Source organism: Citrobacter sp. wls619, assembly GCF_005281345.1.
In the GTDB taxonomy this organism is placed as follows: domain Bacteria; phylum Pseudomonadota; class Gammaproteobacteria; order Enterobacterales; family Enterobacteriaceae; genus Citrobacter.
Window position 1 is genome coordinate 219,730 of record NZ_SZXJ01000044.1, and the last position, 16,213, is coordinate 235,942.

The 16,213-nt window shown below is 53.4% G+C and carries 16 protein-coding genes; 9 read left to right on the forward strand and 7 right to left on the reverse strand.

Annotated elements, in window-relative coordinates; all coding sequences use genetic code 11:
• Nucleotides 1-70: 70 nt before the first annotated feature.
• A complete protein-coding gene (speB, locus tag FDX19_RS10305) occupies nucleotides 71-991 on the forward strand; it encodes an agmatinase (RefSeq protein ID WP_137382626.1) in 921 nt (306 codons plus the stop codon).
• Nucleotides 992-1,086: 95 nt separating this feature from the next.
• Here speB and FDX19_RS10310 read toward each other — a convergent pair whose 3' ends face one another.
• Nucleotides 1,087-1,845, reverse strand: coding sequence for a M48 family metallopeptidase (locus FDX19_RS10310; protein WP_137382627.1), 759 nt, complete (start codon nucleotides 1,843-1,845; stop codon nucleotides 1,087-1,089).
• Nucleotides 1,846-2,124: 279 nt separating this feature from the next.
• Here FDX19_RS10310 and tkt point away from each other — a divergent pair, with 279 nt between their 5' ends.
• A complete protein-coding gene (tkt, locus tag FDX19_RS10315) occupies nucleotides 2,125-4,116 on the forward strand; it encodes a transketolase (protein WP_137382628.1) in 1,992 nt (663 codons plus the stop codon).
• Between the two features lie 52 nt (nucleotides 4,117-4,168).
• On the opposite strand, the gene FDX19_RS10320 is transcribed toward tkt, so the two are convergent.
• Genes FDX19_RS10320 through FDX19_RS10340 form a run of 5 tightly spaced genes read right to left on the reverse strand, consistent with a single transcriptional unit; the run spans nucleotide 4,169 to nucleotide 7,223 of the window.
• Entirely contained in the window at nucleotides 4,169-4,828 is a 660-nt protein-coding gene (locus FDX19_RS10320) for an ABC transporter ATP-binding protein (RefSeq protein ID WP_137382629.1), read from the reverse strand.
• Nucleotides 4,822-5,499 carry an ABC transporter ATP-binding protein gene (locus FDX19_RS10325; protein ID WP_137382630.1) on the reverse strand — a complete coding sequence of 226 codons (678 nt, stop codon included), beginning with the start codon at nucleotides 5,497-5,499 and terminating at the stop codon, nucleotides 4,822-4,824. The genes FDX19_RS10320 and FDX19_RS10325 overlap by 7 nt, the downstream gene beginning before the upstream one ends.
• Entirely contained in the window at nucleotides 5,487-6,194 is a 708-nt protein-coding gene (locus tag FDX19_RS10330; RefSeq protein ID WP_137382631.1) for an energy-coupling factor transporter transmembrane component T, read from the reverse strand. The genes FDX19_RS10325 and FDX19_RS10330 overlap by 13 nt, the downstream gene beginning before the upstream one ends.
• Entirely contained in the window at nucleotides 6,195-6,773 is a 579-nt protein-coding gene (locus tag FDX19_RS10335; RefSeq protein WP_137382632.1) for an ECF transporter S component, read from the reverse strand.
• Nucleotides 6,774-6,797: 24 nt separating this feature from the next.
• The gene (locus FDX19_RS10340; protein ID WP_137382633.1) at nucleotides 6,798-7,223 is read right to left on the reverse strand and encodes a PPC domain-containing DNA-binding protein; all 426 of its coding nucleotides are present in this window, start codon (nucleotides 7,221-7,223) and stop codon (nucleotides 6,798-6,800) included.
• A 374-nt stretch (nucleotides 7,224-7,597) separates the two neighbouring features.
• Between FDX19_RS10340 and epd the strand changes: the two genes are divergently transcribed.
• The 7 genes from epd to FDX19_RS10375 all read left to right on the forward strand — a co-directional run bounded on the left by epd (nucleotide 7,598) and on the right by FDX19_RS10375 (nucleotide 14,739).
• Nucleotides 7,598-8,617 (forward strand): erythrose-4-phosphate dehydrogenase, encoded by a 1,020-nt coding sequence (gene epd / locus FDX19_RS10345; protein ID WP_137382634.1) that lies wholly within the window; start codon nucleotides 7,598-7,600, stop codon nucleotides 8,615-8,617.
• A gap of 48 nt (nucleotides 8,618-8,665) precedes the next feature.
• Nucleotides 8,666-9,829 (forward strand): phosphoglycerate kinase, encoded by a 1,164-nt coding sequence (pgk, locus tag FDX19_RS10350; RefSeq protein ID WP_043017527.1) that lies wholly within the window; start codon nucleotides 8,666-8,668, stop codon nucleotides 9,827-9,829.
• Between the two features lie 97 nt (nucleotides 9,830-9,926).
• Nucleotides 9,927-11,006: a class II fructose-bisphosphate aldolase gene (gene fbaA / locus FDX19_RS10355; RefSeq protein ID WP_135324390.1), complete on the forward strand. Its 1,080-nt coding sequence runs from the start codon at nucleotides 9,927-9,929 to the stop codon at nucleotides 11,004-11,006.
• Between the two features lie 191 nt (nucleotides 11,007-11,197).
• Nucleotides 11,198-12,058, forward strand: coding sequence for a small-conductance mechanosensitive channel MscS (locus tag FDX19_RS10360; RefSeq protein WP_137382635.1), 861 nt, complete (start codon nucleotides 11,198-11,200; stop codon nucleotides 12,056-12,058).
• Between the two features lie 190 nt (nucleotides 12,059-12,248).
• Entirely contained in the window at nucleotides 12,249-12,884 is a 636-nt protein-coding gene (argO, locus tag FDX19_RS10365; RefSeq protein ID WP_137382636.1) for an arginine exporter ArgO, read from the forward strand.
• Between the two features lie 90 nt (nucleotides 12,885-12,974).
• Nucleotides 12,975-13,721 carry an oxidative stress defense protein gene (locus tag FDX19_RS10370; protein WP_137382637.1) on the forward strand — a complete coding sequence of 249 codons (747 nt, stop codon included), beginning with the start codon at nucleotides 12,975-12,977 and terminating at the stop codon, nucleotides 13,719-13,721.
• A gap of 121 nt (nucleotides 13,722-13,842) precedes the next feature.
• Nucleotides 13,843-14,739 (forward strand): LysR family transcriptional regulator, encoded by an 897-nt coding sequence (locus FDX19_RS10375; RefSeq protein ID WP_137382638.1) that lies wholly within the window; start codon nucleotides 13,843-13,845, stop codon nucleotides 14,737-14,739.
• On the opposite strand, the gene FDX19_RS10380 is transcribed toward FDX19_RS10375, so the two are convergent.
• Nucleotides 14,736-16,202, reverse strand: coding sequence for an acetyl-CoA hydrolase/transferase family protein (locus tag FDX19_RS10380; RefSeq protein WP_137382639.1), 1,467 nt, complete (start codon nucleotides 16,200-16,202; stop codon nucleotides 14,736-14,738). The two genes, FDX19_RS10375 and FDX19_RS10380, sit on opposite strands and share 4 nt — an antisense overlap.
• Between the last annotated feature and the right edge of the window lie 11 nt (nucleotides 16,203-16,213).

Sequence of the window (16,213 nt, forward strand, 5' to 3'; positions counted from 1 at the left end):
AATCCCTTCCTCGTCGGGCTTAACGACGCGGAGGGGATTTTTTTTCACCGATTTTATAAGAGGTCAGTACATGAGCACCTTAGGTCATCAATACGACAACTCCCTGGTTTCTAACGCCTTTGGTTTTTTGCGTCTGCCGATGAACTTCATGCCATACGACAGCGACGCCGACTGGGTAATCACCGGCGTACCGTTTGATATGGCAACATCTGGTCGTGCGGGCGGGCGTCATGGTCCGGCGGCGATCCGTCAGGTTTCCACTAACCTGGCCTGGGAACACAACCGTTTCCCGTGGAATTTCGATATGCGTGAACGTTTGAACGTCGTGGACTGCGGCGATCTGGTTTATGCGTTTGGCGATGCACGTGAAATGAGCGAAAAGCTGCAGGCTCATGCTGATAAGCTGCTTGCTGCTGGTAAACGTATGCTCTCTTTCGGTGGTGACCACTTTGTCACACTGCCGCTGCTGCGCGCTCACGCGAAGCACTTTGGCAAAATGGCGCTGGTGCACTTTGATGCGCATACCGACACCTACGCCAACGGTTGTGAATTTGACCACGGTACGATGTTCTACACTGCGCCGAACGAAGGTCTGATCGATCCGAATCACTCTGTGCAGATTGGTATTCGTACTGAATTCGATAAAGACAACGGCTTTACCGTACTGGATGCCTGCCAGGTGAACGATCGCAGTGTGGATGACATCATTGCGCAGGTTAAGCAGGTAGTTGGTGATATGCCGGTATACCTGACCTTTGATATCGACTGCCTGGATCCTGCGTTTGCCCCAGGTACCGGTACGCCAGTGATCGGCGGCCTGACTTCCGATCGTGCAATCAAATTGGTACGTGGTATGAAAGATCTGAACATCGTCGGCATGGACGTTGTAGAAGTCGCGCCTGCTTACGATCAGTCAGAGATCACCGCGCTGGCAGCGGCTACGCTGGCTCTGGAAATGCTGTACATCCAGGCAGCCAAAAAAGGCGAATAAGTTGTTTTTGCCGGATGGCGCTGCGCCTATCCGGCCTACAAGTATCAACCCGCTGTAGGCCGGAAAGGCAACGCCGCATCCGGCACGATTAACGGTTATTTGATCCCGTCCGCGCTCATGCGATCGCGAATATGTTGCGCACGTTCTGCGGATGCCGGGTGATCGTCAAACATTGAGCTTTGACGTCCTGCCTCCAGTTTTGCCAGTTTCTCAAAGCTGGTGGCTAAACCCGCCGGGTTGATGCCGCGCTTGCGCAACAAATCATACGAGTAATCATCCGCTTCGGATTCCTGGCGTTGAGAGAACTGTGAATTCACCAGTTTCTCGCCAAGATCGCCCAGTTGTGATTGCGACAGGCTGCCGACGATGCCGCCCGCAGATGCCGCCGCAGCACGCACGGCGTTGGTGCCTAGCGCAACCTGCATACCTTTTTTCACGTGACCCAGCGCAACGTGACCCATTTCGTGGCCGATGACTGCTTCAACTTCGTTATCCGTCATCATATCCATCAGGCCGCTGTACACGCGGATACAGCCGTTTGCCATGGCAAAGGCATTCACATCTTTCGCCATATAGACTTTGTAGTTCACTGGCTGACCGTTAATGTTGTCGCCAAGCGCAGTGGCGATTTTGCTAAGACGCGTCGCATATTCGCTGTCAGCCGGAGCGATGGTAGCTTTGCTGTCCATATCCTTACAGGCCTGATCGCTGAGCGCTTTCACCTGAGCATCGCTCAGGCTGTAGGCCTGAAAAGCCTCTGCGCCAGAAGACAGCAGTCCATTGGAGTCCATATTCTGGCAACCGGTCAATGCCGTCGCCATGCTCATAGCAAGCAGTAAAGCGCGAATTTTCATGTTTTCTCTTCCGCACAAAGTCAGGATTATTCTAAAAATTGCGTCGTTTGCAGGTAAACCGACGCTCAGCCTAAGTATAAAGAAAAGAACAATAAGCGGGCGAGTAGATTGCGCAACATGCGCGCATGATCCAGAGATTTCTGAAACAGTAAAAGGATGCTCCATGTACATGACACGCGGCTTGGGTTACATTGTTGGCACTTTTTTCCGGCGTAGCCCAAAACGCTCTGTCGTCAAGTCGTTAAGGGCACGGCCTTCATTATCCGATCTGGAGTCAAAATGTCCTCACGTAAAGAGCTTGCCAATGCTATTCGTGCGCTGAGCATGGACGCAGTACAGAAAGCCAAATCCGGTCACCCGGGTGCCCCGATGGGTATGGCTGACATTGCCGAAGTCCTGTGGCGTGATTTCCTGAACCACAACCCGACTAACCCGTCCTGGGCTGACCGTGACCGCTTCGTGCTGTCCAACGGTCACGGCTCCATGCTGATTTATAGTCTGCTGCACCTCACCGGCTACGATCTGCCGATGTCCGAGCTGCAGAACTTCCGTCAGCTGCACTCTAAAACCCCGGGACACCCGGAAGTCGGTTACACCGCAGGTGTGGAAACCACGACGGGTCCTCTGGGTCAGGGTATTGCGAATGCAGTGGGTATGGCTATTGCTGAAAAAACACTGGCGGCGCAGTTTAACCGTCCGGGCCACGACATTGTTAACCACTTCACCTATGCGTTCATGGGCGACGGCTGCATGATGGAAGGTATCTCTCACGAGGTATGCTCCCTGGCCGGTACGCTGAAGCTGGGTAAACTGGTGGCGTTCTACGATGACAACGGTATCTCCATCGATGGTCACGTTGAAGGCTGGTTCACTGATGACACCGCTAAGCGTTTTGAGGCTTACGGCTGGCACGTGGTGCGTGGCGTTGATGGCCACGATGCTGACGCGATTAAGCGCGCCGTTGAAGAAGCCCGTGCGGTTACCGATAAACCGTCCCTGCTGATGTGCAAAACCATCATCGGTTTCGGTTCCCCGAACAAAGCTGGCACCCATGACTCTCACGGTGCGCCGCTGGGCGATGCTGAGATCGCACTGACCCGTGAACAGCTGGGCTGGAAATACGCGCCGTTTGAAATCCCGTCTGATATTTACGCGCAGTGGGATGCGAAAGAAGCAGGCCAGGCGAAAGAAGCGGTATGGAACGAGAAGTTCGCTGCTTATGCCAAAGCCTTCCCACAGGAAGCCGCTGAATTCACCCGTCGTATGAAAGGTGAAATGCCGTCTGATTTCGACGCAAAAGCGAGCGAATTCATTGCTAAACTGCAGGCGAACCCGTCCAAAATCGCCAGCCGTAAAGCATCCCAGAACGCGATTGAAGCATTTGGTCCGTTGCTGCCTGAATTCCTTGGTGGTTCTGCCGACCTGGCGCCATCAAACCTGACTATCTGGTCTGGCTCTAAAGCGATTAACGAAGATGCTGCCGGTAACTACATCCATTACGGTGTACGTGAATTCGGTATGACCGCTATCGCCAACGGTATCTCTCTGCACGGTGGTTTCCTGCCGTACACCTCTACCTTCCTGATGTTCGTGGAATATGCCCGTAACGCGGTGCGTATGGCTGCGCTGATGAAACAGCGTCAGGTGATGGTCTACACCCACGACTCCATCGGTCTGGGCGAAGATGGCCCGACTCACCAGCCGGTAGAGCAGGTCGCTTCTCTGCGTGTGACCCCGAACATGAGCACATGGCGTCCGTGTGACCAGGTTGAATCCGCTGTGGCGTGGAAATACGGTGTTGAGCGTCAGGACGGCCCGACCGCGCTGATCCTCTCCCGTCAGAACCTGGCGCAGCAGGAACGTACTGCAGAACAGCTGGCGAACATCGCTCGCGGCGGCTACGTGCTGAAAGACTGTGCCGGTCAGCCGGAACTGATCTTCATCGCGACCGGCTCTGAAGTTGAGCTGGCGGTGGCTGCATGGGACAAACTGACTGCTGAAGGCGTGAAAGCGCGCGTGGTATCCATGCCGTCTACCGATGCTTTCGATAAGCAGGATGCGGCTTACCGCGAATCCGTACTGCCAAAAGCGGTCTCTGCGCGTGTGGCAATTGAAGCCGGTATCGCTGACTACTGGTTCAAATACGTGGGTCTGAATGGCGCAATCGTCGGGATGACCACCTTCGGTGAGTCTGCACCGGCAGAGCTGCTGTTTGAAGAGTTCGGCTTTACCGTCGACAACGTCGTCGCGAAAGCAAAAGAACTGCTGTAATTTCGATTACAGATGAAAACGGGTCGCTCAGGCGGCCCGTTTTTTTTGCTTATCAGAGCCGTTCAGGGTGCAGTTGCCCGGACTCAAGCCGCACCATGCGGGAAAAGTGGCGCTGTGTAAACGCCGGATCATGACTTATCGCGACGACGCTGGTTCCTCGTGCGCGACACACCGCAAGCCAATTTTCGAATACGCCCAACCAGTGTGCGTCAAAATCCCGGCTGGGTTCATCAAGCAGCAAAATGGCGGGTGCAATAGCCTCCAGACTGGCAACGGCGACCATGCGGCGCTGCGCGGTATGCAAATCCAGTGGATGGGCATCGGCAACCTCTTCTAACTGGCAGAGTTGCAGTGCGGCTGCAGTGCGTTGCGCAACTTCTGTTGCAGGGCGTTTCTGCAATCGCAATCCAAAAGCCACTTCCTCTGCCACCTTGCTGTGAAAGAGTTGATTTTCAGCTTCCTGAAACAGGACGCCGAGCGATTTAGCACGCTCCCGGTTTTTCAGTTGCGCAATCGGACGGCTCTGCAGGGTGATTGTGCCGGACGACGGGGACAGTAGTCCGGCCATGACGCGCAGCAATGTGGATTTTCCGGCACCATTATCGCCCGTTAAGGCCAGCCATTCCCCTTCTCTGAGTTCAAGCGAGATAGTGCGCAAGCAGTCATCGGCGGCGTTCGGCCAGCGATAGCTGACCTGGTTGAGCGTTAGCATAATGGCGAGAGTGCTCCGTCGTGCAGTCGCCACGCCTGCTGGCAGTAGCTAAGGAAAGGGGAATGATTGCGCTCGAACAACACAATCAATGCTTGATGTTCTTGTGCCCATTGCTGCAGTCGCTCCAGTAGCATCGTAGTTGCCTGTACCGTCAGGCGGCTGAATGCTTCATCGAGAATCAATATTTTCGGCTGCATGGCGAGCGCGCTGGCAATTACCACCCGCTGGGTTTCGCCGCCGGAAAGCGATCCGGGATGGCGATGACGTAGTGGCTGGCATGCTGTCAGTGTGAGGGCTGCGTCAATTCGACGCATTATTTCAGCCTCGTCCAGACAGAGGTTTTCCGGGCCAAATGCCACTTCCTCCTCAACGCTAAAAGTACAACCGGACAGTTGCAGATAAGGTGATTGCTGTACGAGTTGGATGGTGCATGATTGTTCGACGAGCGACAATTGTCCGACAGGATTGCCCAGCAGTGTTCCTTTACCTTCGATCTTCCCGGGAAGAAAATCGGGGCACCAGCCTGCTATCAGTTGCGCCAGCGTACTTTTCCCGCTGCCATTATCGCCAAAGATAGCCACCATACCGGGGTCAGCGTAGTGGAAATTGAAGCGGGCGGACGGACGTGTGGCATGCGCCGGAAGATAGCAAAACTGTTCTAACGTAACCATATCCAGACTCCTGTTTCGACCACCATCAGTACGACCATGGCGTAGCGTGCCAGGCGCTGGACGGTGCTGTCTGGCGGCGCCCATAGCGTGGTACGTGTACGATGCAGGCGAAACCCCCGCATATCCAACGCCGCACCGCGTACAACCAGATCGTTGAGCGCATTATGGGTAAGGGGCACAATCAATGCAGGCATAGCACGTAAACGTTGGTGCCAGCCCTCATCCAGCGGCACGCCGCGTGCACGCTGGGCTTCATGAATAATCGCTAACTGATGTTTTAGCTGTTCGACGACCAGTAATGGTCCTGCAAACAGGTAGGCCACACCAGGCGGTAGCCGAGAAGCAAACAGGGCGCGCATAAATCGTGAGACCGGAACGTACTGCATCCACAGTTGTGACGTGGATACGATGGCCAGGATCCGTAGCCAGAGCGTAATGGCATTTGCCCAACGCTCGGGTTCGCGCGGTTGCCCACCGATCCATTCGGTAAGCCATCCGCCATGTACCAGCCACAGCCCCAGGCCGAAGGGGATCACCAGCCAGACGACATACTTCGCCCGCGGTCGTGTCGCCTTCATACACAGCAAGCAGAGAAAGGTTGCTGTGCTGTACAGGCTAAGTAGTACTCCTGCTGGTAACAGGAGTGTGGTGCAGGCGGCGAGCGCCCACAGCGCTAATGACGTAAACGGGTGCATTTAGCGTACAGCAGACATCGTTGGGAAATGACGAGTTGTGCGCAGCGGAAGCTGACGCAGCAGTACCCAGACGATCACCGCCGTCAGAATTTTATCGACCAGATTCGCACCGAGAACCGTGATAGCAACAGATTCAACCAGGTTCTGGCCGACGGAATGCATCCAGGCGACAAATAAATCAGCACCGCTGCCAGTGACGCCACCAAACAATGTGGTGCGGATAGGCACGGCAACAAGCGTGACGGCCAGGGTGATGATCACACCGCTGACGACCACTTTAGGTAAGGTGCGAAACCAGCCTGCCCGCGCCAGCCAACCGGCAACCAGGCCGATAACCATCGCCACAGGAGCGAAGGCGGCTGCAATTGGATCGGTCAGCAGTCCCCACAGCAGGTTCGTGAGCAAGCCGGTCAACATCCCCACAACCGGGCCTAACAGTACCGCGCTAATTAAGGTGCCAATGGAGTCGAGAAAAATGGGCAATTTCAACATACTGATAAGCTGCCCCCCGACCATGTTGATAGCGATAGCAATGACAATCAGTACCAGAGACTGGCTGGAAAATTGGCGACGCGCCATAGAAGACCTCTTTTAAGTGAAGCGTTAGCGGGATGAAATAACCAGTTCGTCATAACCGGAAACGGCGCAGGGTTGACGACTAAATGCCAGACTTGTTAGCTCGCCAATGACCAGTTCCAGCGTGGTGCGCACGGTGCAGCCTGCCATCATGTGGCCCCCCAGCATGGCGCCTTGTGGATCGGACACCGCAAGATGGAGGTGTTCGCCAGTAAGTTCCAGCGTGCCGTTCAGGGAGATGACTTCCCAGGTACCGGTGAGTAATGTGGTTTCTTCACGTCCGGCGTAGCGTAACGCGACGTTGGTCAGGCTTCCGGTACAACCTGCTATCCATGCCGCCTGCAACTGGTGTTGTTGGACAAAGGCATGTAGCTGAGAAAAAACTTCCTGACCGGGTAACAAACGCAGCGCATGAAAGCGAGCTTCAGATGATTGAGGATTGAATGTAGCCATTATTGAGGGACTCCGAGACTCGGACGTAGCGCTGATAATATAGACGCAGGTTAGGGAGCTTTCTGATATAAATCAGGATTTGTGACACGGCAACGAAATAATCTTGCTACGCTTATTCGCAATTCTGGAATATGGAATAAATTTAGCCGTGAAGGGCTTTAAAATGTGACGCAAGTCAGATAACTGTGTTCTGTTGCTGGACAATCATTCCTTTTATTCCTTGTTTCGCTTATTCTAGCTGAAGCGTTTCAGTCGATTAAATGTTCGACAATTAATCAATTAGTCGCAGTTTGCGACAGGTAAGGTTTCCCTGAGCGGTTTGCTGCATTACTCTGTCAGCCACATCGTTTCTGAGAAATCCTTGCAGGAGACCTATGACCGTACGCGTAGCGATTAATGGTTTCGGTCGCATCGGACGTAACGTGGTTCGTGCTTTGTATGAATCCGGGCGTCGGGCGGAAATCACCGTGGTGGCAATCAACGAACTGGCGGATGCCGCAGGCATGGCGCATTTGTTGAAATATGACACCAGCCATGGGCGTTTTGCCTGGGATGTTCGTCAGGAACGTGACCAGCTCATCGTTGGCGATGACGCGATTCGCATTCTGCATGAGCGAACCCTTGATGCGCTTCCGTGGCGTGAATTGGGCGTCGACGTTGTGCTGGACTGCACCGGTGTCTTCGGCAACCGCGAACACGGCGAGGCGCACATTGCCGCTGGTGCTAAAAAAGTGCTCTTTTCACATCCTGGCAGTCACGACATCGACGCAACCGTTGTGTTTGGCGTTAACCAGGAGCAACTGCGCGCTGAGCACCGGATCGTCTCCAACGCCTCCTGCACCACGAATTGTATAATTCCCGTCATTAAATTGCTGGATGATGCTTACGGCATCGAGTCTGGTACCGTCACGACGATCCACTCCGCGATGCACGATCAGCAGGTTATTGATGCCTATCATCCCGACCTGCGTCGCACGCGAGCGGCCAGCCAGTCGATCATCCCGGTTGATACCAAACTGGCGGCGGGTATCACACGAATTTTTCCGCAATTTAACGATCGTTTTGAAGCGATTGCGGTACGTGTACCGACCATTAATGTGACGGCGATCGACTTAAGCGTGACGGTGAAAAAACCGGTAAAAGCCAGTGAAGTCAACCAGTTGCTGCAAAAAGCAGCACAAGGTGCATTTCATGGTATAGTTGACTATACGGAATTACCGTTGGTCTCTGTAGATTTTAACCACGACCCGCACAGCGCCATCGTTGATGGTACGCAAACGCGCGTGAGTGGCGCTCACCTGATCAAGACCCTGGTCTGGTGCGATAATGAATGGGGCTTTGCTAACCGTATGCTCGACACAACGTTAGCGATGGCTGCTATTGGTTTCAGGTAAGGCGCGTGAGCGCTTGCAAAACTTTAAGAATCAACGAGAGGATTCACCATGTCTGTAATTAAGATGACCGATCTGGATCTTGCTGGTAAACGTGTTTTTATCCGTGCGGATCTGAACGTACCAGTTAAAGAAGGGAAAGTAACCAGCGATGCGCGTATCCGTGCTTCCCTGCCAACCATCGAACTGGCCCTGAAACAGGGTGCTAAAGTGATGGTAACTTCCCACCTGGGTCGTCCTACCGAAGGCGAGTACAACGAAGAATTCTCTCTGCTGCCGGTTGTTAACTACCTGAAAGACAAACTGTCTGCTCCGGTTCGCCTGGTAAAAGATTACCTGGACGGCGTTGAAGTCGCTGCCGGTGAACTGGTTGTTCTGGAAAACGTTCGCTTCAACAAAGGCGAGAAGAAAGACGACGAAGCGCTGTCCAAAAAATATGCCGCACTGTGCGACGTATTCGTCATGGACGCATTCGGTACTGCACACCGCGCACAGGCTTCCACTCACGGTATCGGTAAATTCGCTGATGTAGCGTGTGCGGGTCCGCTGCTGGCTGAAGAGCTGGATGCACTGGGTAAAGCGCTGAAAGAACCAGCTCGCCCAATGGTCGCTATCGTTGGTGGTTCTAAAGTTTCTACCAAACTGACTGTTCTGGACTCCCTGTCTAAGATCGCTGACCAGCTGATCGTTGGCGGTGGTATTGCGAATACCTTTGTTGCCGCTCAAGGCCACAACGTCGGTAAATCCCTGTACGAAGCTGACCTGGTTGACGAAGCTAAGCGTCTGCTGACCACTTGCGACATCCCGGTCCCGACCGACGTCCGCGTAGCGACTGAATTCTCTGAAACTGCACCGGCTACGCTGAAATCCGTTAGCGATGTGAAAGAAGACGAGCAGATTCTGGATATCGGCGACGCTTCTGCACAGCAGCTGGCTGACATCCTGAAGAATGCGAAAACCATTCTGTGGAACGGCCCGGTTGGCGTGTTCGAATTCCCGAACTTCCGCAAAGGTACTGAAATCGTAGCTAACGCCATTGCAGACAGCGAAGCGTTCTCTATCGCAGGCGGCGGTGACACCCTGGCAGCAATCGACCTGTTCGGTATTGCTGACAAAATCTCCTACATCTCTACTGGCGGCGGCGCATTCCTCGAATTCGTGGAAGGCAAAGTCCTGCCAGCAGTAGCGATGCTCGAAGAGCGCGCTAAGAAGTAATTCAGTTCAGGCGGGGTGACCCGCCTGTTTTTCAGCGCGCTTAAACGCTCGCGAACCTTCTTCAACGGTCGAAGATACAGATACAGGACTACGTAACATGTCTAAAATTTTTGATTTCGTAAAACCGGGCGTCATCACTGGCGACGACGTTCAGAAAGTTTTCCAGGTAGCTAAAGAAAACAACTTTGCTCTGCCAGCTGTTAACTGCGTTGGTACCGACTCCATCAACGCCGTTCTGGAAACCGCTGCAAAAGTTAAAGCGCCGGTAATCGTTCAGTTCTCCAACGGTGGTGCTTCTTTCATCGCGGGTAAAGGCGTGAAGTCCGACGTTCCTCAGGGCGCTGCAATCCTGGGTGCTATCTCTGGCGCACATCACGTTCACCAGATGGCTGAACACTACGGTGTTCCGGTTATCCTGCACACTGACCACTGCGCGAAGAAACTGCTGCCGTGGATCGACGGTCTGCTGGACGCGGGTGAAAAACACTTTGCAGCAACGGGCAAACCGCTGTTCTCTTCTCACATGATCGACCTGTCTGAAGAGTCTCTGGAAGAGAACATTGAAATCTGCTCCAAATATCTGGCGCGTATGTCCAAAATGGGCATGACTCTGGAAATCGAACTGGGTTGCACCGGTGGTGAAGAAGACGGCGTGGACAACAGCCACATGGACGCTTCTGCCCTGTACACCCAACCAGAAGACGTTGATTACGCGTTCACTGAGCTGAGCAAAATCAGCCCGCGTTTCACCATCGCTGCTTCCTTCGGCAACGTACACGGCGTGTACAAGCCAGGCAACGTGGTTCTGACCCCGACCATCCTGCGTGATTCTCAGGACTATGTTTCTAAGAAACATAACCTGCCGCACAACAGCCTGAACTTCGTCTTCCACGGCGGTTCCGGTTCTACTGCTCAGGAAATCAAAGACTCCGTAAGCTACGGTGTAGTGAAAATGAACATCGATACCGATACCCAATGGGCTACCTGGGAAGGCGTTCTGAACTACTACAAAGCCAATGAAGCTTACCTGCAGGGTCAGCTGGGCAACCCGAAAGGCGAAGATCAGCCGAACAAGAAATACTACGATCCGCGCGTATGGCTGCGTGCTGGTCAGGCAACCATGATCACCCGTCTGGAACAGGCTTTCAAAGAACTGAACGCGGTTGACGTTCTGTAATTTACGTCGTTCTACGTGACATGAGGCCCGCAAATGCGGGCCTTTTTTATTGCCATGACAATGTGCTGCTGACAGAGAATTCTGTGATCTGTTTGGCAAAATTCGGATTTATTGTTTACCCTTGTCAGGTTGCCCGCCCCGGTGGGGTGGCTTTATTTCTCCCGTTTGGGTAAGCAAAAAAGGAATAGTAAATGGAAGATTTGAATGTTGTCGACAGCATAAATGGTGCGGGCACCTGGCTGGTCCGCAACCAGGAACTGCTGTTGAGCTATGCCGTCAACATCGTTGCGGCCATCGCCATTGTTATTATCGGTATGATTGTGGCGCGTATCGTATCGAACACGGTTAACCGTCTGATGGTGGCGCGTAAGATTGATGCGACCGTAGCCGACTTCCTCTCTGCGCTGGTGCGCTACGGGATCATTGCGTTCACGCTGATTGCCGCCCTTGGACGCGTTGGGGTGCAGACGGCTTCGGTGATTGCCGTTCTCGGTGCCGCAGGTTTAGCCGTTGGTCTGGCATTACAAGGTTCGTTGTCTAACCTTGCCGCAGGTGTGCTGCTGGTGATGTTCCGCCCGTTCCGTGCGAGTGAGTATGTTGACCTCGGCGGCGTAGCCGGAACCGTGCTTAACGTGCAGATTTTCTCCACGACCATGCGTACCGTAGACGGTAAGATTGTGGTGATCCCCAACGGCAAAATCATCGCCGGGAATATCATCAACTTCTCTCGTGAACCGGTTCGTCGTAACGAATTTATTATCGGTGTAGCCTACGATTCCGATATCGATCAGGTGAAGAAAATCCTTACCGATATCATCCAGTCTGACGAGCGTATCCTGAAAGATCGTGAAATGACGGTGCGCCTGAATGAGCTGGGGGCTTCCTCCATTAACTTTGTGGTACGTGTCTGGAGTAACAGCGGCGACCTGCAAAGTGTTTACTGGGATGTGCTGGAGCGTATTAAACGTGAGTTCGATGCCAACGGTATCAGCTTCCCATATCCGCAGATGGATGTGAATTTTAAGCGCGTGAAAGAGCGCGCGGCCGAGTAATCACGTGCCCGGTGGCGTTACCGCTTACCGGGCCTACAAAACCTCCAGGCCGGAAAAAGCGTCAGCCGCCATCCGGCATTTTCCCTCCAGCTATTAATTCCTCTTATCCCTGATTAATATTATCAATTTCCGCTAATGATTTTCCCGCGCTATAGTCTGCGCTTAAGAGAAATAGCTCGGGATAAATAACGTGATATCTTATTATTTTCAAGGTCTTGCGCTTGGCGCGGCCATGATCCTTCCACTTGGACCGCAGAACGCTTTTGTGATGAATCAGGGTATTCGTCGCCAGTATCACATCATGATTGCCTTACTTTGCGCCATCAGCGACTTAGTGCTGATCTGTGCCGGTATCTTTGGGGGGAGTGCCTTGTTGATGCAGTCGCCGTGGTTGATGGCGCTGGTGACCTGGGGCGGGGTGGCGTTTTTACTCTGGTATGGCTTTGGTGCATTAAAAACGGCGCTGAGCAGCAACCTGGAGCTGGCCAGTGCCGAGGTACTGAAGCAGGGCCGCTGGAAAATCATCGCCACCATGCTGGCGGTGACCTGGCTAAACCCACATGTCTATTTGGATACTTTTGTGGTGCTGGGCAGCCTCGGCGGCCAACTGGATGTGGAACCTAAGCGCTGGTTTGCACTGGGAACCGTCAGCGCATCGTTCCTGTGGTTCTTTGGTCTGGCACTACTGGCGGCCTGGCTGGCCCCGCGTCTGCGTACTGCTAAAGCCCAGCGCATTATCAATACGCTGGTGGGATTAGTGATGTGGTTTATCGCTTTTCAGCTGGCAAAAGAAGGTGTTGCGCACGTTCATGCGCTGTTCAACTAAGTGTTGTCTGATGGACAATGCGGCGAGATCGGCTAAGCTTGCCTGCATGCGCCCTGAGTTTAGGGGTATATGTAACATGGAGGAACGACAGTGAAGTTCAAAGTCATCGCCCTGGCGGCATTAGTCGGATTCAGCGCACTATCGGTACAGGCAAACGAATTGCCCAATGGACCACACATCGTGACTTCCGGAACGGCAAGCGTCGATGCGACACCTGATATTGCCACTCTGGCAATTGAAGTGAACGTAGCGGCGAAGGATGCAGCATCTGCGAAAAAGCAAGCCGATGAGCGTGTGGCGCAGTATCTTTCCTTCCTTGAGCAAAACCAGATAGCGAAGAAGGATATTAGCTCCGCCAATCTGCGTACGCAGCCGGACTACGACTACCAGAATGGTAAAAGCGTACTGAAAGGCTATCGTGCGGTACGTACTGTTGAGGTTACGTTGCGTCAGCTGGATAAGCTGAACGCCCTGCTGGATGGCGCGCTGAAAGCGGGTCTGAATGAGATCCGCTCGGTATCGCTGGGTGTGGCTCAGCCAGATGCCTACAAAGACAAGGCACGTAAAGCCGCAATTGATGATGCCATTCATCAGGCAGAGCAGCTGGCTGCGGGCTTCAATAGCAAACTTGGCCCGGTGTACAGTGTGCGCTACCACGTTTCCAATTATCAGCCGAGCCCAATGGTACGGATGATGAAGGCAGACGCGGCACCTGCTGCATCGGCTCAGGAAACCTACGAACAGCCGGTCATTCAGTTTGACGATCAGGTTGATGTGGTCTTCCAGATCGAACCCGCGGCGGGTCAGCCAGCAGCAGCGCCTGCCAAAACGCAGTAATCTTTTCAGACCCGGCTTATCCGCCGGGTTTTTTCTGTGAACAACTGTAAAAATGCGACCGCATCGCGAGTCTTTTTTTTGTCTTGATGAGGATATGCCGTAGTGATTTTATGAGGTGGCTATGGATATTTTTATCTCGAAAAAGATGCGTAATTTTATTCTGCTGGCGCAAACGAATAACATCGCCAGAGCGGCAGAAAAAATACACATGACAGCATCACCGTTTGGCAAAAGCATTGCTGCACTGGAAGATCAAATCGGCTATACGCTGTTTACCCGTAAAGATAACAACATCAGTCTGAATAAAGCCGGTCAGGAGCTGTATCAGAAATTATTTCCCGTCTATCAGCGGCTATCTGCTATTGATAACGAAATCCATAATGCCTCTCGTCGCTCGCGGGAAATCGTCATTGGCATCGACAACACCTACCCAACCATTATTTTTGACCAGTTGATTAGCCTTGGCGATAAGTACGATGGTATCAGCGCCCAGGCCGTCGAGTTCAGTGAAAACGGGGTGATTGATAATCTGTTCGACCGACAGCTCGATTTTATTATCTCGCCGCAGCATGTGTCTCCCCGGGTGCAGGAGCTGGATAATCTGGCAGTAAGTGAATTACCGCCGTTACGCCTGGGGTTTTTGGTATCCCGGCGTTACGAAGAAAAACAACCACAGGATTTGCTGCGTGAGCTGCCCTGGTTGCAGATGCGCTTCCAGAATCGCGCCAACTTTGAGGCGATGCTGGATGCTTACATGCGTCCCTGTGGGATCAACCCGACGATTATCTATCGCCCGTACAGCTTTATGGCCAAGATTAGCGCCGTGGAGCGGGGGCAGTTTCTGACGGTCATCCCGCATTTTGCCTGGCGACTGGTGAATCCTTCAACGTTGAAATATTTCGATGCCCCCGGCAGTCCAATGTACATGCAGGAGTTTCTCTATTCGCTGAAAAATCATCGCTATACCGCCACCATGCTACAGCATATTGCTGAGGATCGTGACGGTACGGCAACTTAACCCAGCATGGAACCGGTCTCGATAAGATTGCGATGTAGATCAAAGGCATGACTGAGATCGTGATGGATATGCCCGCCGGGCGCTTTTTCCAGATAGCGGTGCAGGTAGTCCCGGTACAGCGGATGAGCACAGTTGTCGATGATGGTATGTGCCCGTTGCAGAGGAGATAACCCGCGCAGATCGGCAATGCCCTGTTCAGTGACGATCACTTTCACGCTATGTTCGCTGTGATCGACATGGCTGCACATCGGCACAATAGTGGAGATTTTCCCGCCTTTGGCGATTGACGGGGCCATAAAGATTGACAGATAGGCGTTACGTTCGAAATCGCCGCTGCCGCCAATCCCGTTCATCAGATTGACCCCCGCGACATGCGTGGAGTTAGCATGACCATAGATATCAAACTCCAGGCCGACATTAAGCGCAATCACCCCCAGACGACGGATAATCTCCGGGTTATTGGAGATCTCCTGCGGGCGCAACACAATCCGGCTGGTGAAGAAATCCATGTTGTTGTAGATCTTTTGCAGCGATAGGGCGGAAATGGTCAGACTCGAGGCGCTGGCGCCGGTTACTTTCCCTGTTTCCAGCAGATGTACCACCGATTCCTGCAGTACCTCCGAATACATCATAAAGGGCGGAATATCCGGGTTTTCCCCCAGTCGTGCCATCACTGCGTTATTAATATTGCCCACGCCGCTCTGCAGGGGCAAAAACTCAGGTGGAATTCGCTTGTGCGCCATTTCTGCCAGCAGAAAGGTGACCACGTTATCGGCTATTTGCTGGCTGACCGGATTGGTTTTATCTGACGCATTACCGGCATCTGGCAGCTCGGTATCCACTATCGCAACGACCTTTTTCGGGTCTACCTGCACGCACTGTGTCCCTACACGATCCATGGTATGAAAGATTGGCACGCTGTTCCGCCGTGGTGGCGCGCCTGGAATAACAATGTCGGCAAGCTCTGACACACGCGGGTTATGATAGTGGTTCAGTTCGATTACCACTTTTTTTGCCCGCAGCAGCCAGGTTGGCGCATTGCCGATCCCGCTGGTGAGCCAAATCCGTCCATCTGGCGCGACGGCTGAAGCTTCAATAACGGCAATATCGATCTCGCCAAAAAAGCCGTAATTGACCATCTGCGCAACCTCACTCAGATGGAGATCGACAAATCTCACCAGGCCCTGGTTAATTTTCTCGCGCAGGCCGGAGGAGGTTTGATAAGGCGCACGCCAGGAAACGGCATCTGCTTCTGATAACGCATCGTCAGCGGCAGCACCAATTGACGCCCCAGTCAGTAACCGAATCTGAAAGGGCAGCCCGGCCTGATGCTGTTCGCAGGCGCGTCGGGCAAGCGCTGTCGGCAATGCTTTTGGTGAGCCTGCTGGTGTGAATCCGCTAAATGCCACCATATCATCGTGTTGGATAATTTCTGCCGCTTCTTCAGCGCTCATCCGTTTCATGGCTCTCTCCT